Source organism: Streptomyces sp. NPDC004788, assembly GCF_053601115.1.
This window is the reverse complement of sequence record NZ_JBSGBF010000016.1, coordinates 68549-92962: the sequence shown is the minus strand read 5'-3', so window position 1 is coordinate 92962 and position 24414 is coordinate 68549. Positions and strand designations below refer to the sequence as shown.

The 24414-nt window shown below is 72.6% G+C and carries 18 protein-coding genes; 14 read left to right on the top strand and 4 right to left on the bottom strand.

Going from position 1 to position 24414, the window contains the following annotated elements:
- Nucleotides 1-38: 38 nt before the first annotated feature.
- Nucleotides 39-1217: a trypsin-like serine peptidase gene (locus ACWEJX_RS10505; protein ID WP_451607116.1), complete on the bottom strand. Its 1179-nt coding sequence runs from the start codon at nt 1215-1217 to the stop codon at nt 39-41.
- 321 nt (nt 1218-1538) lie between these two features.
- Here ACWEJX_RS10505 and ACWEJX_RS10500 point away from each other — a divergent pair, with 321 nt between their 5' ends.
- The 5 genes from ACWEJX_RS10500 to ACWEJX_RS10480 all read left to right on the top strand — a co-directional run bounded on the left by ACWEJX_RS10500 (nt 1539) and on the right by ACWEJX_RS10480 (nt 9750).
- Nucleotides 1539-2945 carry a diaminobutyrate--2-oxoglutarate transaminase family protein gene (locus ACWEJX_RS10500; protein ID WP_451607115.1) on the top strand — a complete coding sequence of 469 codons (1407 nt, stop codon included), beginning with the start codon at nt 1539-1541 and terminating at the stop codon, nt 2943-2945.
- Between the two features lie 64 nt (nt 2946-3009).
- Entirely contained in the window at nt 3010-4821 is a 1812-nt protein-coding gene (locus ACWEJX_RS10495; protein ID WP_451607114.1) for an IucA/IucC family protein, read from the top strand.
- Nucleotides 4822-4887: 66 nt separating this feature from the next.
- The gene (locus ACWEJX_RS10490; RefSeq protein WP_451607113.1) at nt 4888-5772 is read left to right on the top strand and encodes a GNAT family N-acetyltransferase; all 885 of its coding nucleotides are present in this window, start codon (nt 4888-4890) and stop codon (nt 5770-5772) included.
- A gap of 103 nt (nt 5773-5875) precedes the next feature.
- Nucleotides 5876-7702, top strand: coding sequence for an IucA/IucC family protein (locus ACWEJX_RS10485; RefSeq protein WP_451607112.1), 1827 nt, complete (start codon nt 5876-5878; stop codon nt 7700-7702).
- Nucleotides 7703-7776: 74 nt separating this feature from the next.
- Entirely contained in the window at nt 7777-9750 is a 1974-nt protein-coding gene (locus tag ACWEJX_RS10480) for an ATP-dependent DNA helicase (protein ID WP_451607111.1), read from the top strand.
- Between the two features lie 109 nt (nt 9751-9859).
- On the opposite strand, the gene lexA is transcribed toward ACWEJX_RS10480, so the two are convergent.
- Entirely contained in the window at nt 9860-10651 is a 792-nt protein-coding gene (lexA, locus tag ACWEJX_RS10475; protein ID WP_389207910.1) for a transcriptional repressor LexA, read from the bottom strand.
- A gap of 501 nt (nt 10652-11152) precedes the next feature.
- Between lexA and nrdR the strand changes: the two genes are divergently transcribed.
- Together nrdR and ACWEJX_RS10465 are read left to right on the top strand one after the other, a co-directional pair.
- Nucleotides 11153-11659: a transcriptional regulator NrdR gene (gene nrdR, locus ACWEJX_RS10470; protein WP_451607127.1), complete on the top strand. Its 507-nt coding sequence runs from the start codon at nt 11153-11155 to the stop codon at nt 11657-11659.
- Between the two features lie 187 nt (nt 11660-11846).
- Nucleotides 11847-14744 carry a vitamin B12-dependent ribonucleotide reductase gene (locus ACWEJX_RS10465; RefSeq protein ID WP_451607110.1) on the top strand — a complete coding sequence of 966 codons (2898 nt, stop codon included), beginning with the start codon at nt 11847-11849 and terminating at the stop codon, nt 14742-14744.
- A 100-nt stretch (nt 14745-14844) separates the two neighbouring features.
- On the opposite strand, the gene ACWEJX_RS10460 is transcribed toward ACWEJX_RS10465, so the two are convergent.
- Nucleotides 14845-15369, bottom strand: coding sequence for a TerD family protein (locus ACWEJX_RS10460; RefSeq protein WP_451607109.1), 525 nt, complete (start codon nt 15367-15369; stop codon nt 14845-14847).
- A gap of 60 nt (nt 15370-15429) precedes the next feature.
- On the opposite strand from ACWEJX_RS10460, the gene ACWEJX_RS10455 reads away from it, so the two are divergent.
- The 5 genes from ACWEJX_RS10455 (at nt 15430) to ACWEJX_RS10435 (ending at nt 20899) form a co-directional block, all read left to right on the top strand.
- Nucleotides 15430-16272 (top strand): arylamine N-acetyltransferase family protein, encoded by an 843-nt coding sequence (locus ACWEJX_RS10455; RefSeq protein WP_451607108.1) that lies wholly within the window; start codon nt 15430-15432, stop codon nt 16270-16272.
- Nucleotides 16273-16304: 32 nt separating this feature from the next.
- Entirely contained in the window at nt 16305-16910 is a 606-nt protein-coding gene (locus tag ACWEJX_RS10450) for a YdbC family protein (RefSeq protein WP_451607107.1), read from the top strand.
- A 286-nt stretch (nt 16911-17196) separates the two neighbouring features.
- Complete coding sequence (locus ACWEJX_RS10445) at nt 17197-17856, top strand: histidine phosphatase family protein (RefSeq protein WP_451607106.1); 660 nt, start codon at nt 17197-17199, stop codon at nt 17854-17856.
- Nucleotides 17857-17868: 12 nt separating this feature from the next.
- Entirely contained in the window at nt 17869-18780 is a 912-nt protein-coding gene (locus tag ACWEJX_RS10440; protein ID WP_451607105.1) for an ADP-ribosylglycohydrolase family protein, read from the top strand.
- Nucleotides 18781-19429: 649 nt separating this feature from the next.
- Nucleotides 19430-20899 (top strand): DUF4153 domain-containing protein, encoded by a 1470-nt coding sequence (locus ACWEJX_RS10435; protein WP_451607104.1) that lies wholly within the window; start codon nt 19430-19432, stop codon nt 20897-20899.
- A gap of 187 nt (nt 20900-21086) precedes the next feature.
- Here the strand turns inward: ACWEJX_RS10435 and ACWEJX_RS10430 are convergent, their stop codons facing one another.
- A complete protein-coding gene (locus ACWEJX_RS10430) occupies nt 21087-22622 on the bottom strand; it encodes an MFS transporter (protein ID WP_451607103.1) in 1536 nt (511 codons plus the stop codon).
- Between the two features lie 148 nt (nt 22623-22770).
- Here ACWEJX_RS10430 and ACWEJX_RS10425 point away from each other — a divergent pair, with 148 nt between their 5' ends.
- Entirely contained in the window at nt 22771-23400 is a 630-nt protein-coding gene (locus tag ACWEJX_RS10425; RefSeq protein WP_451607102.1) for a TetR/AcrR family transcriptional regulator, read from the top strand.
- 244 nt (nt 23401-23644) lie between these two features.
- Nucleotides 23645-24355 (top strand): ribonuclease HII, encoded by a 711-nt coding sequence (locus tag ACWEJX_RS10420; RefSeq protein WP_451607101.1) that lies wholly within the window; start codon nt 23645-23647, stop codon nt 24353-24355.
- Nucleotides 24356-24414: the final 59 nt, after the last annotated feature.

The window sequence follows — 24414 nt, the reverse complement described above, 5'->3', positions numbered from 1 at the left end:
GGTGCCCCGCCCGGCACGTCGCCGGCAGGCCATCGGCCCTACTGGTTCGCGTACTTCTTGCTCATGCCGTCGTAGAGCGCCTTCGCCTCGGCGCCCAGCCGCGGGCCGGCCAGCCAGCCCGCCGTCACCGGGCCGATCGAGGTGTTCGACACCAGCGCCGGCTTGCCGTCCTGGCCCGTGGCCACCCAGCCGCCGCCGGACGAACCGCCGGTCATGGTGCAGCCGATCCGGTACATCGTCGGCTGCTCCGTCTTCACCGACAGCCGGCCCGGCTTGTCCGTGCACTGGTACATCAGCTGCCCGTCGAAGGGCTTGGCCGCCGGGAAGCCCGTCGCCGTCATGTTCGCGATCTTCGGCACGGCCGGGGCGTTGAACTCGACCGGAAGCGCCGAACCGACCGTCTCCTCCAGGGACTTGCCCGTGCCGCCCTTCTCCGGAGTCACGTGCAGCACCGCGAAGTCGTACGGCGCGCCCTGGCCGCCGGTCTGGCCGCCCTGGTCGATCCACTGCTGCGAGGTCTGCGCCCAGTCGCTCCACCACACGCCGAGCGGAGCGATCTCGTCACGGGTCGCCTGCTCCAGGGCGGAGGTCGACTTGGCGTTGTTGTTGTACGAGGGGACGAAGGCGATGTTCCGGTACCAGCCGCCCTTCTTGCCGGCGTGCACGCAGTGGCCGGCCGTCCAGACCAGGTTCGACTTGCCCGGGTGCGCCGGGTCCTGGACGACCGTCGCCGAGCAGACCATCGAGCCCTCGGGGCTGTCGAAGAAGACCTTGCCGGAGGCGGGCGCGTTCTCGTGGTACGGCGCCTGCACGGCCTTCGCCTTCACCGGAGCCGGCGTCGGGTCCGTCACGCCCTTGTCACCGGAGATGTCCTCCGGGTCCACCGGCTTGTCCGGACGCTGGGCGTCCCGCATCCGGTCCTTGTCCCAGAGGCCCTCGATGATCGGGTTGACGTAATCCTTGGCCTCACGCAGCCACTTGTCCCTGTCCCAGTTCTTCCACTCGCCGCCCCGCCACTTGTCCATGTCGATCCCGTGCTCCTTCAGACGCTTCTTCAGGTCGTCCGGAATGTGGATCTTGCCGTCCGGGGACGGGGTCGCGGAGACGCTGGGCTGCTCACCCCCCGCGTTGTCGTCGGTCGGGCCGCAGGCAGTCGCCGTCAGCGTCAGCGCCGCGACGGCGGAAGCCGCTGCCAGCAGCGGACGAATCGATCGCATCTCGTGATCCCCCTGGGACTACGTCAACTTGTGCATCAGTGAACGGCGGAGGCACGCGGGGCCCACGCCATGTGAAGCCCCCACTATGCCGGTGCCGGACGAGACGGTACGACCCAGGTCCGCGGTTCCCGTCCCCCGGCGGCCGTTGCCATGCCGTGATCCCGCACCCGGCAAGGATCTTGGCCCGCGCCCGTGATCCCCGGCAGGCCCCGTCGTTGGTACGTACGGGGGACGCAACGGAAGCCGTCAGGACGCCCGTCGGGGCGCGCCTGCAACGTACCGATGTGCAACGCAACCGTTACAGCGGGAGGACACCGAGCCGTGGCCGTGACCGAACCAGCTCCGGCCGTACCGCCGGGCGCGCGGAGGCGTGAGGAGCACCGCGTGGCCGGCGAAGGGGGCGCGCACGAGGGCATCCTGCGGCGCCAGGCGCAGCGCGAGTCCGCCGCGCGCACCTACGCGCGCTCGCTGCCGATCGTCCCCGTCCGGGCCCGGGGACTCACCATCGAGGGCGCGGACGGGCGCCGTTACCTGGACTGCCTGTCCGGCGCCGGCACCCTGGCGCTCGGACACAACCACCCCGTCGTCCTCGAAGCCATCCGCAAGGTCCTCGACTCCGGCGCACCGCTCCACGTCCTGGACCTCGCCACCCCGGTCAAGGACGCCTTCATCACCGAGCTGTTCGCCACCCTGCCCGGCAAGCTCGCCGACGACGCCCGCATCCAGTTCTGCGGCCCGGCCGGCACCGACGCCGTCGAGGCCGCCCTCAAACTCGTCCGCACCGCGACCGGCCGCCGCGGCGTGCTCGCCTTCAGCGGCGCCTACCACGGCATGACCGCGGGCGCCCTCGACGCCTCCGGCGGCGCCGGCGACGTCCGCGTCGCCCGGCTGCCCTATCCCCGGGACTACCGCTGCCCGTTCGGCGTCGGCGGCGAGCGCGGCGCCGAACTCGCCGCCCGCTGGACCGAGGACGTCCTCGACGACCCCAAGAGCGGGGTCCCCACCCCCGCCGGGATGATCCTCGAACCCGTCCAGGGCGAAGGCGGCGTCATCCCCGCCCCGGACAGCTGGCTGCGCCGCATGCGCGCGCTCACCGAGGCCCGCGGCATCCCGCTGATCGCCGACGAGGTGCAGACCGGCGTCGGCCGCACCGGCGCCTTCTGGGCCGTCGAGCACAGCGGCGTCGTCCCCGACGTGATGGTCCTGTCCAAGGCCATCGGCGGCTCCCTGCCGCTCGCCGTCGTCGTCTACCGCAGCGAACTCGACGCCTGGGAGCCCGGCGCCCACGCCGGCACCTTCCGCGGCAACCAGCTCGCCATGGCCGCGGGCGCCGCCACCCTCGCGTACGTACGGGAGAACGGGCTCGCCGAGCGGGCCGGCGTCCTCGGCGCCCGCATGCTCGGCCGGCTCCAGGACCTCGCCGCCGCCCACCCCTGCGTCGGCGACGTGCGCGGCCGCGGCCTGATGATCGGCGTCGAACTCGTCGACCCGGAGGGCGCCGGCCAGGGCGACCCGGCCCCGCCGCCCGACCCCGAGCTGGCGACCGCCGTCCAGCGCCAGTGCCTCGACCGCGGCCTCATCGTCGAACTCGGCGGCAGGCACAACGCGGTGGTCCGCCTGCTGCCCCCGCTCACCCTCACCGACGAGCAGGCGGCCGCCGTCCTCGACCGCTTCGCCGACGCCCTGGCCGCCGCCGAACGGACCCACCGCACCCGGCCGCCCCGCTGAACCCCCGACCCGGCCCCCCACCCGGACCCCGACCGGCCCCTTCCCCCCTCCCAAGGAAGCCCCCGTGAACCCCACCCCCGCCCCCACCGCCGAGACCTTCGGAACCGCCGTCGAGCCCACCGTCCCCCGGCAGTACGAGCCCCGCGCCCTCGACCCGCTGGACGACCCGGACCCGGCGCGCGCCGCCGACGCCGCCGCCGTCGAGAACCTGCTGCGCTGCTGGGTACGGGAGAAGAACCTCCCGGCCCCGGACGGCACCACCCTGCGCGTCCCGCTCGACGCCGGCGGCACCGCCCTCCTCGTGCCCGTCCGCCACTGGTCCCGCACCGGCTGGCACCGCTTCGGCGCCCCCGCCCTCGAAGGGCTCCCGGCCACCGCCCCGCCGGTCGACGCCGTCACCCTCGCCGCCCTGCTCAGCCGCGAGACCGGCGGCTCGGGCGGCGCCGAGGGCACCGAACTCGTCGGCCGGGTCGCCGACTCCGCCCGCCGCACCGCCGACTTCATCGCCGCCCGCCGGCGCGACCCGCGGCCCCGCCCCGACGCCGACCTCTTCCTCACCGCCGAACAGTCCCTGCTGCTCGGCCACCCCCTGCACCCCACCCCCAAGAGCCGCGAGGGCATCTCCGAGTCCGAAGCCCGGCTCTACTCACCCGAGTTGCACGGCTCCTTCCCGCTGCACTGGATGGCCGTCGACGCCACCGTCCTCGCCACCGACTCGGCCTGGACCGAACAGGGCCGCCCCGTCGCCGCGGCCCAGCTCACCGCCGGACTCGCCGAGGGCCTCGCGCTCCCCGCCGGCACCGCCGCCCTGCCCCTGCACCCCTGGCAGGCCCGCGAGCTGCGGCACCGCCCCGCCGTCGCCGCCCTCCTCGACGCCGGGCTCCTCCACGACCTCGGCCCGTACGGCGGCCACTGGCACCCGACCTCCTCCGTGCGCACCGTGCACCGCCCCGGTGCCCGGGCCATGCTCAAGCTCTCCCTGGGCCTGCGGATCACCAACTCCCGCCGCGAGAACCTGCGCAAGGAACTCCACCGCGGTGTCGAGGTGCACCGGCTGCTCCGCACCGGCCTCGTCGACCAGTGGCAGGCCGCCCACCCGGGCTTCGACATCGTCCGCGACCCCGCCTGGCTCGCCGTCGACACCCCCGACGGCGCGCCCGTGCCCGGCCTCGACGTCATGATCCGGCACAACCCCTTCACCGCCGGCGACGACGCCGTCTGCCTCGCCGCGCTCACCGCCCCGCGCCCCTGGCCCGGCTCGACCCGGATGCGCTCCCGGCTCGCCGAGATCGTGCTGCGGCTCGCCGCCCGCACCGGCCGCCCCGCCACGGCCGTCGCCGCCGAGTGGTTCCTGCGCTACCTCGACCTGGTCGTCCGCCCGGTCCTGTGGCTCGACGGCCAGGCCGGCATCGCCCTGGAGGCCCACCAGCAGAACACCCTGGTGCTGCTCGACCCCGACGGCTGGCCCGCCGGCGGCCGCTACCGCGACAACCAGGGCTACTACTTCCGCGAGTCCCGCCGCGAGGAGCTGGCGAACCGCCTGCCCGGCATCGGCTCCGTCAGCGACACCTTCGTCTCCGACCAGGTCACCGACGAGCGCTTCGCCTACTACCTCGGCATCAACAACGTGTTCGGCCTGATCGGCGCCTTCGGCTCCCAGCAGCTCGCCGACGAGCGCGTCCTGCTCGCCGCCCTGCGCAGCTTCCTCACCGGCGCGACCGAGCTCGGCTCCCCGCTGCCGCACCGGCTCCTGGAGGCCACGACCCTGCGCTGCAAGGCCAATCTGCTCACCCGGCTGCACGGCCTCGACGAGCTCGTCGGCCCGGTCGACACCCAGTCCGTGTACGTCACCATCACCAACCCCCTGCGCGGCTGAACCCACGCCCACCGCGCACTCCCCGTCCCCTGTCCCCGTCCACCCACCGAGAGGAGCGCACCCCCCGTGCCTCCCACCGAAGCCCACCCGGCGCGCCCCGGCGCCGGCACCTACGCCGATACGGGTGCCCGCGCCGGTGCCGGCACCCATGCCGATACGGGTGCCCGCCCCGGCGCCGCCGCGCACACCGGTACGGGTGCCGATGCTGACACGCACACCGATACGGGTGCCCGCCCCGGCGCCGCCGCGCACACCGGTACGGGTGCCCGCCCCGGCGCCGACCTGGCCGCCGACGACACCCTGGACCTCCACCTGCCCGCCGACTTCCTCGCCCTCCTCGCCGCCGGTGAGCGGCCCCCGAGCGGCCCCGCCGACAGCGGCGACCTCCTCGACGAGCTCGCCGAATGGGCGCCCGCCGACACCCCGGCCGGCCGTTTCCGGCTCGAACCCGTCCGGCTCGACCGCGACCTGCCGCTCGTCGCCCGCTGGATGAACGACCCCGCCGTCGCCGCCTTCTGGGAACTCGAAGGCCCCGACAGCGTCACCGCCGACCACATCCGGGCCCAGCTCGACGGCGACGGCCGCAGCGTGCCCTGCCTCGGCGTCCTCGACGGCACCCCCATGAGCTACTTCGAGATCTACCGCGCCGACCTCGACCCGCTCGCCCGGCACTACCCGGCCCGCCCGCACGACACCGGCATCCACCTCCTCGTCGGAGGCGTCGCTGACCGCGGCCGCGGCCTCGGCACGACCCTGCTGCGCGCCGTCGCCGACCTGATCCTCGACCACCGGCCCCGCTGCACCCGGGTCCTCGCCGAACCCGACCTGCGCAACACCCCGTCCGTGGCCGCCTTCCTCGGCGCCGGCTTCCGCCTCTCCGCGGAGGTCGACCTGCCCGACAAGCGAGCCGCGCTCATGGTCCGCGACCGTGCCCTGCGCCACCTGCTGTGACTCCGCGCCCCTGACTCCGCGCCACCGGCTCCACCCCGACTCTGCACACCCACACCTCACCTCCCACCGCCCACCCACAGCGGTCCCACCCCGAGGAGTCCCCGTGTCGACGTCCCCTGCACCGCTCGACTCCGCAGCGCCCGCCCCGACGGCCCTCTACGGTCCGCCCGAGCTCCATCCGGACGCCTGGACCCGGGCCGGCGCCCGGCTGCTCGCCAAGGCCGTCGCCGAGTTCGCGTACGAGGAGATCGTCCGGCCCCGGCCGGCCGACGCCACGGCCACGCCCCCGGAGAGCGGTCCCGGCGCCTACACGCTCACCCTCGACGACGGCGGCATCCTCGCCTTCACCGCACGCCGCGGCGCCTACGACAGCTGGCGGGTCGACCCCGGCTCGCTCACCCTCGACGGCCGGCCCGCCACCGACCCGCTCGACTTCCTGGTCCGCGCCCACCGGCTGCTCGGCCTCGACGGCGCCACCCTCGGCCACCTCATCCGCGAACTCACCACCACCCTCGCCGCCGACGCCCGCCTGGACGAGACCGCCCTGCCCGCCGCCCGCCTCGCCGAACTCGGCTACGCCGAGCTCGAAGGCCACCAGACCGGCCACCCCTGGCTCGTCCTCAACAAGGGCCGGATCGGGTTCTCCGCCACTGACGCAGCCCGCTGGGCACCCGAGGCCCGCCGCCCCGCCCGGCTGCCGTGGATCGCCGTCAGCAGCCGCATCGCCGCCTACCGGGGCGTGACCGGGCTCGCCACCCCCGACCAGCTCTACGCCCGCGAACTCGACCCCGAGGTCCGCGAGCGCTTCCACACCGTGCTCCGCGACCGCGGCCTCGACCCCGACGCCTACCTCCTGCTGCCCGTCCACCCCTGGCAGTGGGACGAGGTCCTCCTCCCGCTCTACGCCCCCGCCGTCGCCGCCGGGACGATCGTCCCGCTCCCCGCGGACAGCGACCTGCGGCTGCCGCAGCAGTCCGTCCGCACCTTCCTCAACACCAGCCGCCCCGACCGGCACACCGTCAAGCTCCCCCTCTCCGTCCTCAACACCCTGGTGTGGCGCGGTCTTCCCACCCAGCGCACCCTCGCCGCGCCCGCCGTCACCGCCTGGGTGCACGGGCTGCGCGACGCCGATCCCTTCCTGCGCGACGAGTGCGGCGTGATCCTGCTCGGCGAGGTCGCCTCCGTCACCGTCGAGCACCCGCTGTACGACCGGCTGCCGGAAGTCCCGTACCAGTACAAGGAGCTCCTCGGCGCGATCTGGCGCGAGCCGCTGCGGCTGCCCCCGGGCGAACGCGCCCGCACCCTCGCCTCTCTGCTGCACACCGATCCCGCCGGCCGGGCCTTCGTCGCCGAGCTCGTCGAGCGCTCCGGGCTCACCCCGAGGGCCTGGCTGCAGCGCCTCTTCGCCGCCCTGCTGCCGCCGCTGCTGCACTTCCTCTACCAGTACGGCACGGTGTTCTCCCCGCACGGCGAGAACGCCATCGTCGTCTACGACGACCAGGACGTGCCCGTCCGCCTGGCGATCAAGGACTTCGTGGACGACGTGAACACCAGCGCCGTACCGCTGCCCGAGCACGCCACCATGCCGGACGAGGTGCGGGCCGTGCTCCTCACGGAGGAGCCCGACTTCCTCACCCAGTTCATCCATTCGGGTCTGTTCGTGGGCGTCTTCCGCTACCTCGCCCCACTGTGTGAGGAGCAACTGGACGTCCCCGAGGAGGAGTTCTGGACCCTGGTGCGCGCCGAGATCCTCCGCCACCAGGCACGCTTCCCGGAGCTGAAGGAACGCTTCGAGCTGTTCGACCTGCTCGTACCGCGCATCGAGCGCCTCTGTCTCAACCGCAACCGGCTCCACCTGGACGGATACCGCGACCGCCCCCAGCGGCCCCACGCGGCCGTCCACGGGACGGTACCGAACCCGCTCGCCTGACCCGCCCCGGTGATCGTTCGCGGACGGCCGGGACGGCTCCGGCTGTCAGTGCCGACCCGTAGGCTGGGAGGGCTATGACGAAGCCATCCCTCCCCGATCTCCTCCACGCTGCCGTCTCCGCCGTCGGCGGTGTGGAGCGCCCCGGCCAGGTCACCATGGCCGAGGCAGTGGCCGAGGCCATCGACGACGGTTCGCACCTGCTCGTCCAGGCCGGCACCGGCACCGGAAAGTCCCTCGGCTATCTCGTGCCCGCCCTGGCGCACGGGGAGAGAGTGGTGGTGGCGACGGCGACGCTGGCGCTCCAGCGCCAGCTCGTCGAGCGCGACCTGCCGCGGACGGTCGAATCGCTCCACCCGCAGCTGCGCCGCCGTCCCGAGTTCGCCATGCTCAAGGGCCGGTCGAACTATCTGTGCCTGCACCGGCTCCACGAGGGCGTGCCGCAGGACGAGGAGGACGGCCTCTTCGACCCCTTCGAGGCGGCGGCCCCCACCAGCAAGCTCGGCCAGGACCTGCTGCGGCTGCGGGACTGGTCCGACGAGACGGAGACCGGCGACCGCGACGACCTCACGCCGGGCGTCTCCGACCGGGCCTGGGCCCAGGTGTCGGTCTCCTCGCGCGAGTGCCTGGGCGCGAGCAAGTGCGCGTACGGGGCGGAGTGCTTCGCCGAGGCGGCCCGGGAGCGCGCCAAGCTCGCCGAGGTCGTCGTCACCAACCACGCCCTGCTCGCCATCGACGCGATCGAGGGCGCGCCGGTGCTCCCGCAGCACGAGGTGCTGATCGTCGACGAGGCCCATGAGCTGGTCTCCCGGGTCACCGGCGTCGCCACCGGCGAGCTCACCCCGGGCCAGGTCAACCGGGCGGTGCGGCGCGCGGCGAAGCTGGTCGACGAGAAGGTGGCCGACCAGCTGCAGACCGCGGCCGAGGGCTTCGAGAAGCTGATGGAGCTGGCCCTGCCGGGCCGTCTGGAGGAGATCCCCGAGGACCTCGGCTACGCGCTGATGGCCCTGCGCGACGCCTCCCGCGCGGTGATCACCGCGCTCGGCTCCACGCGGGACCGCTCGGTGCAGGACGAGGACGCCGTGCGCAAGCAGGCCCTGGCCTCCGTGGAGACGGTGCACGGGGTCGCGGAGCGGATCACCCAGGGCTCGGAGTGGGACGTCGTCTGGTACGAGCGGCACGACCGCTTCGGGGCCTCGCTGCGGGTCGCGCCGATGAGCGTCTCGGGGCTGCTGCGGGAGAAGCTGTTCGCGGACCGCTCGGTGGTGCTGACCTCCGCCACCCTGAAGCTGGGCGGCGACTTCAACGGCGTGGGCGCCTCGCTCGGCCTGGCGCCGGAGGGCACCCAGGGCGACGACCTGCCCGTGTGGAAGGGCATCGACGTCGGCTCGCCCTTCGACTATCCGAAGCAGGGCATCCTCTACGTCGCGAAGCACCTGAACCGGCCCGCCCGGGACGGCGAGCGCGGCGACATGCTGGACGAGCTGACCGAGCTGATGCAGGCGGCCGGCGGCCGCACGCTCGGTCTCTTCTCCTCGATGCGGGCCGCCCAGCAGGCGGCCGAGGAGCTGCGGAGCCGGATCCCCGAGCTGCCGATCCTGCTCCAGGGCGAGGACACCCTCGGCGAGCTGATCAAGAACTTCGCCGCCGACCCGAAGACCTGCCTCTTCGGCACGCTCTCCCTCTGGCAGGGCGTGGACGTGCCGGGGCCGAGCTGCCAGCTCGTCGTGATGGACAAGATCCCGTTCCCGCGTCCGGACGACCCGCTGATGAGCGCCCGGCAGAAGGCCGTCGAGGAGGCCGGCGGCAACGGCTTCATGGCGGTGGCGGCGACGCACGCGGCGCTGCTGATGGCACAGGGCGCCGGCCGTCTCGTCCGGGCCACGGGCGACCGGGGTGTGGTCGCGGTGCTCGACCCGCGGCTGGCCACGGCCCGGTACGGCAGCTATCTGAAGGCTTCGCTGCCGGACTTCTGGTACACGACGGACCGCAACCAGGTACGGAAGTCCCTGGCCGCCATCGACGCGGCGGCCAGGGCGGCGGAGGCGTAAGCGGTCCGGCGCAGGCGTGGGCGGTCGGTCCGGGGTCCTGGAGACACAGCAGGGCCCCGGGACCGGCGCAGGGGGTCCCGGGGCCCGGTTCAGGGCCGGCGAGGCGGCGTCACACGCGTCGCAGCACGGCGACGACCTTGCCGAGGATGGTGGCCTCGTCGCCGGGGATCGGCTGGTACGCCGCGTTGTGCGGAAGCAGCCAGACGTGGCCGTCCTCGCGCTTGAAGCGCTTCACCGTGGCCTCGCCGTCGAGCATCGCGGCGACGATGTCACCGTTCTCGGCGACGGGCTGGCGGCGGACCGTGACCCAGTCGCCGTCGCAGATGGCGGCCTCGATCATGGAGTCGCCGACCACCTTGAGGACGAACAGCTCGCCGTCACCGACCAGCTGCCGGGGGAGCGGGAAGACGTCCTCGACCGACTCCTCGGCCAGGATGGGCCCACCGGCCGCGATCCGGCCCACCAGGGGGACGTAGGAGGCGGCGGGCTTGCCGGTGGTGTCGGTCGGCTGGGTGCTGGGCTGGTCGGAGCCGCGCACCTCGTACGCCCTGGGCCGGTGCGGGTCGCGACGGAGGAAGCCCTTGCGCTCGAGGGCCATCAGCTGGTGTGCCACGGAGGAGGTGCTGGAGAGGCCGACGGCCTGGCCGATCTCGCGCATCGACGGCGGGTACCCACGGCGCTGCACGGAGTCGCGGATGACCTCGATCACCCGGCGCTGGCGGTCGGTGAGGCCGGAACTGTCGGCCCTGATGCCAGGAGGTCGTCCGGGGAGGGAGCGCGCGGGCCGGCCGGGCTCCCCCTCCCCGTTCATGACGGTGTCGTTCATCGCGTGCACCGGCTCGAATCGGCCCTGGGAGCGGTCCTGGGCGGTGATGGTGGCACTGTCTGCGGTGGTGGTCACGTCGGCGGCCCCTCTCGAATGGTCTCCCTGGCTGGCACAACGGTAGTAGCTTTCGAAAGGTTGCGCCAAACACACGTTCGAGTGAAAATTCGCAGTTCGCCTTACGTGTGCGCGTGCGTAGGTGTATGGGTCCGCCCCGGCCGCCGTGGAGCCCCGGCCGACCTCTGTCGCAAAACGGTCATTACGGTAGTCTTCGGCGTCGGCTCCGAGCGGGCCCGGCCGCCCCTCCAGTGTCGCACCGGCGACCCCGGCGTCGGCGCCGCCGCGCCCTTCCCGTACCTTTGTGGCCGGCTTCCCGGCCGGCCGGAAGCGCGACACGCGCAGGGCCCCGAAATGCCGCCACCCCCAAGATCTAGTGGTTGGATGGCATCAGCCACCCATAAGTAGTGGTCCTTGGTCTGCCGGGGGTCCTCGTATCGCCTATGCTGGTGGTCGCTTCGAGGGGCCTTGACGGCCCCGCCGGGGCTATTCAGTCGTGCCATGAGGGAGGGTCGGAACACCATGCACTGCCCCTTCTGCAGGCACCCCGACAGCCGTGTCGTCGACAGTCGCACCACCGACGACGGGACGTCGATCCGACGCCGCCGCCAGTGCCCCGACTGCTCCCGTCGTTTCACGACGGTCGAGACGTGCTCGCTCATGGTGGTGAAGCGGTCCGGAGTCACCGAGCCCTTCAGCCGTACCAAGGTCATCTCCGGCGTGCGCAAGGCGTGCCAGGGACGGCCCGTCACCGAGGACGCCCTCGCCAAGCTCGGCCAGCGGGTCGAGGAGGCGGTGCGCGCCACCGGGAGCGCCGAGCTGACCACCCACGACGTGGGTCTGGCCATCCTCGGCCCGCTGCAGGAGCTCGACCTCGTCGCGTACCTGCGTTTCGCATCCGTTTACAAGGCTTTCGACAGCCTCGAAGACTTCGAGGCCGCCATCGCGGAGCTCCGCGAGCGGCCTCCCGCCGGCGGCGGGACCGGAGCGACCCCCGAGGTCCCCGTCCCCGCCACCGCCGCCGACTGACCGGCGGTCCGGACCGGTCACGGTCCGGCGACCGGCCGTCGTACGGCCGGCACAAGACCTGCCCCGAGCGGCCCCGCGGTCTCGCGAGGCGTTCGTGGCAACAGCAGTAACTGACAGCAGTACAGAAACCAGAGCCCTGGAATTTTCCAGGAGCTCCACGGTGTTTTGCCCGTATATGGGAGGCGGCATGACAGAGACGGCGAGCGGTCCGGCACGTGGTTCCCGCGCCAAGGGAGCCAAGGCGGCGAGCAAGGGCCTGCGTATCGAGCGCATCCACACCACCCCCGGCGTGCATCCGTACGACGAGGTGGCCTGGGAGCGCCGTGACGTCGTCATGACCAACTGGCGCGACGGCTCGATCAACTTCGAGCAGCGCGGCGTCGAGTTCCCCGACTTCTGGTCGGTGAACGCGGTCAACATCGTCACCAGCAAGTACTTCCGCGGGGCCGTCGGCACCCCGCAGCGCGAGACCGGTCTCAAGCAGCTGATCGACCGCATCGTGAAGACGTACACGAAGGCCGGCGAGGACTACGGCTACTTCGCGTCGCCCGCGGACGCCGAGATCTTCGAGCACGAGCTGACGTACGCCCTCCTGCACCAGATCTTCAGCTTCAACTCGCCGGTCTGGTTCAACGTCGGCACCCCGCAGCCCCAGCAGGTCTCCGCCTGCTTCATCCTGTCCGTCGACGACTCCATGGAGTCGATCCTCGACTGGTACAAGGAAGAGGGCATGATCTTCAAGGGCGGCTCCGGCGCCGGCCTGAACCTCTCCCGTATCCGCTCCTCCAAGGAGCTCCTCTCCTCCGGCGGCAACGCCTCCGGCCCGGTCTCCTTCATGCGCGGCGCCGACGCCTCCGCCGGCACGATCAAGTCGGGCGGCGCCACCCGCCGCGCGGCCAAGATGGTCGTGCTCGACGTGGACCACCCGGACGTCGAGGACTTCATCGCCACCAAGGTGAAGGAGGAGGAGAAGATCCGCGCCCTGCGCGACGCGGGCTTCGACATGGACCTGGGCGGCGACGACATCACGTCCGTCCAGTACCAGAACGCCAACAACTCGGTCCGCGTGAACGACGAGTTCATGACCGCCGTCGAGAACGGCATCGAGTTCGGCCTGCGCGCCCGCATGACCGGCGAGGTCATCGAGAAGGTCGACGCCAAGGCGCTCTTCCGCAAGCTGGCCGAGGCCGCGTGGGCCTGCGCCGACCCGGGCATCCAGTACGACGGTGTGATCAACCACTGGCACACCTGCCCCGAGTCCGGCCGCATCACCGCGTCCAACCCGTGCAGCGAGTACATGCACCTGGACAACACGTCCTGCAACCTCGCCTCGCTGAACCTGATGAAGTTCCTCTCGGACGACGGCAAGGGCAACCAGTCCTTCGACGTCGAGCGCTTCGCCAAGGTCGTCGAGCTCGTCATCACCGCGATGGACATCTCCATCTGCTTCGCCGACTTCCCGACCCAGAAGATCGGCGAGAACACCCGCGCCTTCCGCCAGCTGGGCATCGGCTACGCCAACCTCGGCGCCCTGCTGATGGCCACCGGCCACGCGTACGACTCCGACGGCGGCCGCGCGCTCGCCGCGTCCATCACCTCGCTGATGACCGGCACCGCGTACAAGCGCTCCGCCGAGCTGGCCGGCGTCGTCGGCCCGTACGACGGCTACGCCCGCAACGCCGAGCCGCACCAGCGCGTCATGAAGCAGCACGCCGACGCCAACGCCGCCGCCGTCCGCATGGACGACCTCGACACCCCGGTGTGGGCAGCGGCCACCGAGGCCTGGCAGGACGTCCTGCGCCTCGGCGAGAAGAACGGCTTCCGCAACTCCCAGGCGTCCGTCCTCGCCCCGACCGGCACCATCGGTCTGGCGATGTCCTGCGACACCACCGGTGTCGAGCCGGACCTGGCCCTGGTCAAGTTCAAGAAGCTCGTCGGCGGCGGCTCGATGCAGATCGTCAACGGCACCGTCCCGCAGGCCCTGCGCCGCCTGGGCTACCAGGAGGAGCAGATCGAGGCGATCGTCGCGCACATCTCCGAGCACGGGAACGTCATCGACGCCCCCGGCCTGAAGACCGAGCACTACGAGGTCTTCGACTGCGCGATGGGCGAGCGCTCCATCTCCCCGATGGGCCACGTCCGCATGATGGCCGCGATCCAGCCGTGGATCTCCGGCGCCATCTCCAAGACGGTCAACATGCCGGAGACGGCGACCGTCGAGGAGGTCGAGGAGATCTACTTCGAGGCCTGGAAGCTCGGCGTCAAGGCGCTCGCGATCTACCGCGACAACTGCAAGGTCGGCCAGCCGCTCTCCGCCAAGAAGAAGGAGGAGGAGAAGGCCGAGGTCACCGCGAAGTCCGAGGCGACGATCCGCGAGGCCGTCGAGAAGGTCATCGAGTACCGCCCGGTCCGCAAGCGCCTCCCGAAGGGCCGCCCGGGGATCACCACCTCCTTCACGGTCGGCGGTGCCGAGGGCTACATGACCGCCAACTCCTACCCGGACGACGGTCTCGGCGAGGTCTTCCTCAAGATGTCCAAGCAGGGCTCGACCCTCGCCGGCATGATGGACGCCTTCTCCATCGCGGTCTCCGTCGGTCTGCAGTACGGCGTGCCGCTGGAGACGTACGTCTCGAAGTTCACCAACATGCGCTTCGAGCCGGCCGGCATGACGGACGACCCGGACGTGCGGATGGCACAGTCGATCGTCGACTACATCTTCCGCCGCCTGGCGCTCGACTTCCTGCCCTTCGAGACCCGCTCCGCGCTCGGCATCCACTCCGCCGAGGAGCGCCAGCGCCACCTGGAGACCGGTTCGTACGAGCCGTCGGACGACGAGGTCGACGTCGAGGGCCTGGCCCAGTCCGCCCCGCGCGCCCAGGAGCTGAAGGCCGTCGCCGCGCCCAAGGTCGAGGCCGAGGAGGCGAAGCCCGTCGCGAAGCAGGCGCACACCAACGCCGAGCTCGTCGAGATGCAGCTCGGTGTCAGCGCCGACGCCCCGCTGTGCTTCTCCTGCGGCACGAAGATGCAGCGCGCCGGCTCCTGCTACATCTGCGAGGGCTGCGGCTCGACCAGCGGTTGCAGCTGAGCCACTGAAGGCTGAATGCCGACTGAAGGCTGATGTTGCGGCGGCCCCCGCCCGGGGCGCCGCCCCCCTCCTCGCTGCCTTCGGTCCGGTGTGCGTCCTGTTACGCGGCGCCCATCGTGGCGCCGAAGGAGCGCGGGTCGGTGTCGAAACCGCGGGGGAGGGGCCGCCAGCTCCAGTCGCCGGCGTCGTCGCGGACGAACTCCACGACGGTCGCGGCCGTCGCCTGCGCCACCGAGGCGAAGTCGTCGACCAGCAGGTCGGTGTAGCCCTCGCGCACCCGGACGCCGGTCCCGCCGACCTGGCCGAAGACGATCCGCCCGCCGCCTTGCTGTATCGCCACGCCCACCACCACGCGCGCGTACCGGGGCGCCAGCCGGGTGAGCTCCAGGGTCATCGCCTCGTCGAAGCCGAGGCCCTGGCCCGTACGGCTGTCGCGCTGGAGGGTGATGGTGCCGTCGGGCGAGCGGTTGTCGAAGTGCACGAGATAGTCCGGTGCACCGTACGGGCCGTTCGCCGGATAGACGCCCGCGACGAGGTCCAGGTCGTGCGCGGGGCTGCCTGCCGGGCTGGGGTCCCACTTGAGCGACACCTCGACCTTGCCGACCCCCTTGTTGAGTCCGCTCATCGCGAACCCCCTCTCTGTGGACGGTTCCTGACGGGGTGTTCATGGTGTCATGTGATCAAGATGTCATCTGAAGAGGGGGACCGTCGCATGTGGGGCGCGGAAGAGCTGGATCTGGACGCATATCTGGCGCGGATCGGACACTCGGGGGAGGTCGCGCCCGATCTCGCGACCCTGCGCGCCGTGCACCGCGCACACGTGGCGGCCATCCCGTTCGAGAACCTGGACGTGGCACTCGGTCGCCGGATCTCCCTGGAGCCCAAGAGCCTCCAGGCCAAGCTCGTCGGCCGGCGGCGCGGCGGCTACTGCTACGAGCAGAACAGCCTGCTCGCCGCCGCCCTGGAGCGGATCGGCTTCCAGGTCACGGGGCGCGGCGCCCGGGTCCGCCGAGGGGACGAGATCAGGCCGATCACCCACGCCGTGCTGGTCGTCACGGTGGAGGGCCGGCCGTGGCTGGCCGACGTGGGGTTCGGCTACCAGGGACTCCTCGAACCGGTGCCGCTGGCCGACGGAGTGCGGGTCGAGCAGGACGACTGGACCTTCGGCATCGGCGTGGACGCGGACGGCGTCCACGCACTGCGCTCGCTTCGCCCGGAGGGGTGGACCCAGCTGTACTCGTTCGCCCCGCAGCCCCTGTACCCCGTGGACTTCGAGCTGATGAACCACTACAGCTCCAGCCACCCCCGCTCACGGTTCGTCGGCCAGGTCGTGGCCCAGCAGCCCGGCCCCGCCGTGGGCAGCTCGCTGCTCCGCGACACCCTGACCGTGGTGCGGGCGGACGGTTCCAGCGAGGAACGGAAGGTGGGGCGCGAGGAGTTGGTCGCGACCCTCACCGACGTCTTCGGAATCGAACTGGACGACGAGGAGGCCGCCGGACTGCTCCGGGTGCACCCGGCGGAGGTCTGACGGCGCGTCGCTCCGCCCCGTACCATGGCGCGGTGCTGGTCAAGTGGATTCGCTGCACCGTGGTGGACCGTCGAGGGTTCGAGCGGGGGCAGCGGAAGTGGGCGGGGCTGCTCGGGGAGCCGGGGTTCCGGGGGCAGGGCGGTGGGTGGAGCCGGCGGCGGCCGGACGTCGCCCACGTCTTCGCGTTCTGGGAGAGCAGGGCGTTCTACGACTCCTTCATGGCGCGCTCGCACGACCGGCTGGCCGCCGCACAGGTCGGCACGTACCGCAATCCGCAGGTCAAGCTGTTCGACCACCGCTTCGACGTGAAGACCGGCTTCGAGCCCCGGTTCGCCGACGCCGACGTGGCCCGGGTCGCCCACTGCCGGGTGCACGAGGAGCGGGCGGAGCACTTCGCCCTGATGCAGGAGAAGGTCTGGAACCCGGCGATGGCCGGGTCTCCGGGCATGCTGCGCGGGCTCTTCGGTGAGGCGCCGGGCCACGAGTTCATGGTCCTGTCGATGTGGAACTCGGCCGCCGAGCACGGGAAGTACCGCGTCGAGCGGATCGAACGGCTGGCCCTGCGGGCGCAGACGATGGCCGACGTGGCGGCGATGACGGGCGACGTGGTGCAGCTCGAACCGACGTGGACGGTGTGAGGGGGTACGGGTTCGGGGCGGGCCGGGACGTGGTGGCGACCGTGTACGGGCCCGGGGTGGGCCGGGAGCAGGTGTCGACCGCGTACGGCTTCGGGGCGGGCCGGGACGTGGTGGCGACCGTGTACGGGTCCGGGGCGGGCCGGGAGGGGGTGGCGACCGCGTACGGCTCCGGGGCGGGCCGGGAGCAGGTGCCGACCCCGCACCGGTCCACGGCGGGCCGGGCCGGGGTGCCGACCCGCCGCCGCTCGACGCGACGGCCGACGGGCGGCCGTCTAGGGTCGTGGGCATGGCACGACCGCGGCGCATCGTCCTCGCACGGCACGGAGAGTCCGTGGGCAATGTCGACGACACCGTGTACGAGCGGGAGCCCGACCACGCGCTCCGGCTGACCGACACCGGGTGGCGGCAGGCGGAGGCGACGGGGGAGCGGCTGCGGGAGCTCTTCGGCGAGGAGCGGGTCAGTGTCTACGTCTCGCCGTACCGGCGCACCCACGAGACGCTGCGGGCCTTCCGGCTCGACCCGCGACAGGTCCGGGTCAGGGAGGAGCCCCGGCTGCGCGAGCAGGACTGGGGAAACTGGCAGGAGCGGGAGGACGTGCGGCTCCAGAAGGCGTACCGGGACGCCTACGGGCACTTCTTCTACCGCTTCGCCCAGGGCGAGTCGGGCGCCGACGTCTACGACCGGGTCGGCGCCTTCCTGGAGAGCCTCTACCGCAGCTTCGAGGCGCCCGACCACCCGCCGAACGTCCTGCTCGTCACCCACGGGCTGACCATGCGCCTGTTCTGCATGCGGTGGTTCCACTGGACGGTCGCCGAGTTCGAGTCGCTCTCCAACCCGGACAACGCCGAGACGCGGATGCTGCTGCTCGGCGAGGACGGCAAGTACCGCCTCGACCGGCCCTTCGCGCGCTGGCGCACCCCGGAACCGTACGGCCCCACCGGATAGAGTGGGAGGGCGATGACCGCTGACCTCTCTCTCGACCGGCGCTTCGACCGCGCCCTGGCCAGCCTGCGCGGGCTGTCCGTGGGAGACGCCCTGGGCTCCCAGTATTTCGTACCCGGCAACTACCCCCTGCTGAAGCGGCACGAGCCGCCGGCCGGTCCCTGGCAGTGGACCGACGACACGGAGATGGCCTGTTCCGTCCTGGCCGTACTGGTCGCCCACGGCCGCATCGACCAGGACGCGCTCGCCCAGTCCTTCGCCCACCACCACGACTTCGACCGCGGCTACGGCCCCGCCGTCAACCGCATGCTCCGGCTGATCCGCGAGGGAGACGACTGGCGGCAGCTCGCCGCCGCGCTCTTCAACGGGCAGGGCTCGTGGGGCAACGGCGCCGCCATGCGGATCGCCCCGCTCGGCGCCTGGTACGCCGACGACCCGGAACAGGCCACCCACCAGGCCGAGATCTCCGCGTACACCACCCACCAGCACCGCGAGGCCGTGGTCGGCGCGATGGCCGTCGCCGCCGCGGCGGCGCTCGCGGCGGACCCCGCGGGTCCGCCCACGCCGGAGGCGCTGCTCGACGGCGTCATCGCGCTCGTCCCGCGCAGCGCGGTCGGTGCCGGGCTCCGCCGGGCCCGCGACATGCTCGACTACGGCGACGCGGCGACGGTCGCGGCCGTCCTCGGCAGCGGCCGGCGCACCAGCGCCCACGACACCGTGCCGTTCGCGCTCTGGTCGGCGGCGCGGGCGCTCGGCGACTTCGAGCGGATGTTCTGGACCACCGCGGAGGTCGGCGGCGACGTCGACACCACCTGCGCCATCGCCGGCGGCGTCGTCGCCGCGAGCCCGACCGGCACGCCGCCGGCCGCCTGGCTCGACCAGACCGAAGAACTGCCCGGCTGGGTGCCCACGGGAGCCCGCTCGTAGTCGGCGTGGTCGGCGTGGTGTGTCACGGTCCTGCCACAGCCGCGGACGGGACGGTTCAGCGCGGCGAAGCGCAATTAGAGTCGGCCATTCCGCAACGCTGATCATGGCATCAGCGTGTCGACGAGACACCCGGGACCGCCCCGAAGCCGTGAGGCCCTGGGGGCCGGACGCACCCGGGTCGGGAGGGGGTCCCGTGACCGACACACCATCCGCCGAACAGCCCCAGGACAGCACGCAGCCAGTGAACGACGGGGCGGCGGGGCAGCCGGGCTCGGCGGGACCAGCGGCGCCGGGCACGCCGACCACGCCGGCCGGCCCGGCTGCACCGGGCGCGCCGACTGCGTCGGCGGGTTTGGGTGCACCGGCGGGGCAGGCCGCACCGGGTGCGCCAGCGGCATCAGCCGCGACAGCCGCAGCGGCTGCGCCGGCCGGGTCGGCTGCGCCGGCCGCGTTCGGCGCGCCAGCCAAGCCAGCCACGCCAGCCACGCCAGCCACGCCAGCCTTGCCAGTCACGCCCGCCGCACCAGGCGCTCCCGCGCCCGCGTACGCCGCGCCGGGGTTCGCGCCACCGCCGCCGCCCTGGGCGGCGGCGCGGGGGTACCCGCCGCATCCGGCGTGGGCGGCGCCGAGAAAGCCCGCGCCGAGCAAGTTGCGCCCGCCGGAGCCGGCGCGGCCGACCGCGGCGACGCTCGGGGCGATCGCGGTCACGGCCCTGCTCGCCTCGCTGCTGCTGGGTTCGGGAGCGGGGGCGAACCTGCTGCTCATAGCCGTGCCCGCGACCGTCGCCGGGGCGCTCGCCGCCCGCGCCGCGGGCCGCCGGCTGCGGCCGTGGACCGTGGTCTGGGCCGTCGGCGGCGCGGCCCTGCTGGCCGTGCCGGTCGTGAGCGACGCGGGCTGGCCGACCTTCCTGGCGGTCGTCGCGGGCCTGGGGCTCACCGGCTACGCCCTGCACGGCGGCCGCGGCTGGCCGAGCATGCTGTTCGCGCCGCTCGGCCTGTTCGACTCCATGGTCACGGGTGTGGTCTGGGCCGGACGCGGGGTGCGCGAGCGCGCGGACGCCTCGCAGGGCCGCTGGTGGCCCGTGCTGCGTACGATCCTCATCGCGGTCGGCCTGCTCGTCGTGTTCGGCGCGCTGTTCGCCGGCGCGGACGCCGCCTTCTCCGACCTGCTCGGCTCGCTCATACCGGACGTCTCGCTCGCCCAGGCGCCCTGGCGGGCGCTCTGCTTCCTGCTCGGCCTCTTCGGCGCCGCCGCCGTCGCCCGTACCGCCGCGGCCCCGCTGCGCTGGGACCGGCTGACCTTCGGCGCGGGCAAGGCCCGCGGCCGGATGGAGTGGGCGCTGCCGCTCGTCGTGCTCAACCTGCTCTTCGCCGCCTTCAACACCATTCAGCTCACCGTGCTCTTCGGCGGCTACGACAAGGTGCTGCGCGAGACCGGCCTCAGCTACGCCGAGTACGCCCGCCAGGGCTTCTGGCAGCTCCTCATGGCCACCCTCCTCACCCTCGTCGTGATCGGCCTCGCCCTGCGCTGGGCGCCCCGCGGCGGCGCCCGCGACCGGCGGCTCGTCCGCGCCGTGCTGGGCACCCTGTGCGTGCTGACCCTGGTCGTCGTCGCCTCGGCGCTGCGCAGGATGGACCTGTACGTGGACGCGTACGGGCTCACCCGGCTGCGGATCTCCGTCGTCACGATGGAGATCTGGCTGGGCGTCGCCATCGTGCTGATCATGGCCGCCGGGATCTGGGGCGCACGACTACTGCCCCGCGCCCTCGCCGCCAGCGCCGCCGGATTCGTCCTCGTCTTCGGCCTGATCCAGCCGGACGCCCTCATCGCCCAGCAGAACGTCGACCGCTACGTACGGCTCCACAAGATCGACGTCGACTACCTCTCCGGGCTCTCGGCCGACGCGGTGCCCGCCCTCGACCGGCTCCCCGGTGACCTGCGCTCCTGCGCCCTGTGGCACATCGAGGAACGGCTCAGGGAGGACGACGACACCTGGTACAGCACCAGCCTGGCCGAGACCCGGGCCCGGGACATCCTGGCCGCACGCGGCTCGGGCCGCAGTGGCGTGCCGTGCGACGAACCCTCGCGGGAGGGCGAGTACGACCCGTACGCACCCTGACCTGCACCCGTACCCGTACGTGCTCCGACCCGTACCTGCACCCGTACGCGACCTGACCCGTACCCGTACGCGGCCTGACTCGTACCCGTACCCGCACTCGTACGCGGCCTGACCCGTACCCGTCACCGGCCCCACGTGTCGGTGGGCGTGCGCCCCTCCCGTACGGGAGGAGCGCACGCCCACCGGGTCAGACGGCCGGTCCCGCCGCCTCCGCCGCACCGCTGAGGGCCGTCAGGTCGCTCCTGCGCACCCGGATCACGACCGCGGCCGTGGCGAGGGCGACGAGCGCCATCACGACGGCGGCGGTGAACGCGCTGGTGATGCCGGCCGTCAGCACGTCGTGCGACCACGGCGCGGGCAGCTGCTTCTCCTTGGCGAACGCGGCCTTCTGCCCGGGGGTCGCCCGGGCGAGGAAGTCCGGCATCTGTCGCGTCCCCTCGTCCCGGCTGGCGGTGCCGTAGACCGTGACCAGGATCGACAGGCCGAGCGAACCGCCCACCTGCTGGGTGGCGTTGAGCAGTCCGGAGGCCGCGCCGGCCTCGTGCGGGGCGATGCCGGAGACGGCGGTCAGCGTGACGGTGACGAAGTTGAGGCCCATGCCGAAGCCGAAGGTGACCATCGGCCCGAGGACCCCGCCGAGGTAGGAGCTGTCCGGGGTGATCAAGGTCAGCCAGAACAGACCGGTGCCGGTGAGCGCCGCGCCCGTCAGCATGCACGGCTTGGGGCCGAACACCGGCAGGAGCCGCTGGGCTAGCCCGGACGTGACGCCGATGGCGGCGGTGACCGGCAGGAAGGCGAGGCCGGCCCGGATCGGGCCGAAGCCGAGCACGTTCTGCACGAACAGGACGATGAAGAAGAACATGCCGAGCATGGCGGCCGCCAGGCTGAGCATGAACACGTAGGTGCCCGAACGGTTGCGGTCGGCGAACATCCGCAGCGGTGTGATGGGTTCGCGCGCCCGTGACTCCACGACGACGAAGGCGGCGAGCAGCAGCGCGGCCGCGACGAACGCCCCGAGGGCGAGCCCGTCCGTCCAGCTCTCCTCGGAGGCGCGGATGAAGCCGTAGACGAGCGCGGACATGCCGAGGGTGGAGGTCAGCGCGCCGGCCAGGTCGAAGCGGCCCGGCTGCCGCTCGGACTCGTCGATGAAGCGCGGTGTCAGAATGGCGATGGCCAGACCGATCGGGACGTTCACGAACAGCACCGAGCGCCAGTCGAGCCACTCGGTGAGCATCCCGCCGGCCAGCATGCCGATCGCGCCGCCGCCGGCCGAGACGGCCGCGAAGACGCCGAACGCCCGGTTCCGCTGCGGCCCTTCGGGGAACGTCGTGGTGATCAGCGCGAGCGCGGTCGGCGAGGCGATGGCGCCGCCTGCGCCCTGGAGCGCGCGGGCGGCGAGGAGCTGCCACGGCTCCTGCGCGAAACCGCCGAGCAGCGAGGCGAGGGTGAAGACGAGGATGCCGGTCAGGAACACCCGCCGTCGGCCCAGGATGTCGCCGGCCCGGCCGCCGAGCAGCAGCAGACCGCCGAAGGTGAGGGTGTAGGCACTGAGCACCCATGACAGGCCGGTGGTGGAGAAGGAGAGGGCGTCCTGGATGTGCGGCAGCGCGATGTTCACGATCGTCGCGTCCAGGATGACCATCAACTGGCAGGCGGCGATGACGGCGAGGGCGATTCCGGACGGCCGGTTCGGGCGGCGGGCGGCGTGTGGAGTCGTTGGCACGATGTGTCCCCCACGGAAGAATGCAGTGAACGCATCCGTTCACTGTTTTCCACGGTAGTGAGAGCCCGCTAAGGAACGCAAGCGTTCACTGGGGGGTGTCGTGAAGAGAACCGATTCGTCTCGACGGAGACTCAAGAGAGAGGCATCCATGGCTACTTCGCCCTCCGGGACGGCCGCCGCCCCGTCCGGCGGCGGTCCGGCGCCCCGCCGACGCGGCCCGGTACTGGAACGTGCCATTCTCGACGCGACCCTGGACCAGCTCGGTGCGGTCGGCTGGAATGCGCTGACGATGGAGGGTGTCGCGGCAGGTGCCCAGACCGGCAAGGCCGCCGTGTACCGCCGGTGGTCCTCGAAGGAGGAACTCGTCGCCGACGCGCTCAGGACCGGACTCCCCCCGTTCGGCGAGGCGCCGGACCACGGCAGCGTCCGCGAGGACCTCCTCCGGCTGTGCCGCCGGGTGCGGGCCGCGATGTACTCGAAGCCCGGCATCGCGCTGCGCGCCGTGCTTCACGAATGCGACAACGAAGCCGCCGCCGAGCGCTTCCACGAGCTGATCGTCGACCGGGTCGTCGCGCCCTCGCAGCGGCTGCTGCGTGAGGTGGTGCAGCGCGGGATCGCGCGCGGCGAGGTGCGCGCCGACGCGGCCGACGAGATGGTCTACGACGTGGTCCCGGCGATGATGATGTACCGCTCGAAGGTGTGCGGCAGCGAATGGACGGAGAGCGAGCTCGCCGGGCTGATCGACCTGGTCATGATGCCGCTGCTGCGGGCCGCCTAGCCCATGCCCCGCCCGTCGCCCCTCTTTGTCCCGCCCGTTGTCCCGCCCGTCGCCCCCTCCTTGTCCCGCCCGTAGCCCCGCCCGTAGCCCCGCCTCCTTGTCCCGCCCGTCGTTCCGCTCGTCGTGCGGGTGGCCGCGGGCGCGCGACGGAGCCGGGGTCGGAGGCTGGTTTCGGCCGGGCGTGGGCGGCCAAGGGGAAACCGGGTACCCAGGGCGGTATCCATCGGCGTAATCTTTAGGCGCCATGCCGTACGAACCACCCACCCACAGCGTCGAACGATCGATCCGGGCCACCACCGGCGCCAAGATCGTCGCCGGGGTCGACGAGGTCGGGCGAGGGGCCTGGGCCGGTCCCGTCACGGTGTGCGCCGCCGTCACCGGCCTGCGCCGCCCGCCCGCCGGGCTCACCGACTCCAAGCTGCTCACCCCCAAGCGCCGCACCGCGCTCGCCGTGGAACTCGAGGGGTGGGTCACGGCGTACGCGCTGGGTGACGCCTCGCCCGCGGAGATCGACGACCTCGGCATGACCGCCGCCCTCCGGCTGGCCGCCGTCCGCGCCCTGGAGGGCCTGCCGGTCCGCCCCGACGCCGTGATCCTGGACGGCAAGCACGACTACCTGGGCAGCCCCTGGCAGGTCCGTACGGTGATCAAGGGTGACCAGTCCTGCGTCGCCGTCGCCGCCGCCTCCGTGCTCGCCAAGGTCCGGCGCGACCTGATGATGGCCGAGCTGGAGGCCGAGGCGGAGGAGTACTCCGCCTACGCCTTCGCGGCCAACGCGGGCTACCCTTCGCCGGTCCACAAGGCGGCGCTGGAAGAGCTGGGGCCCACCCCGTACCACCGGCTCTCCTGGTCGTACCTCGACGCCATGCCCCGATGGTGCCACCTCAAGAAGGTGCGCCTCTCCGCCGAGGCGGCCGCACTGGAGAGCGGGGGCCAACTCGGCTTCGACTTCTGACGTGCGGCCGACCACGGCCGAACCCTGAACTTCCGGCCTCTGGGCCCGGATCCTGCGGC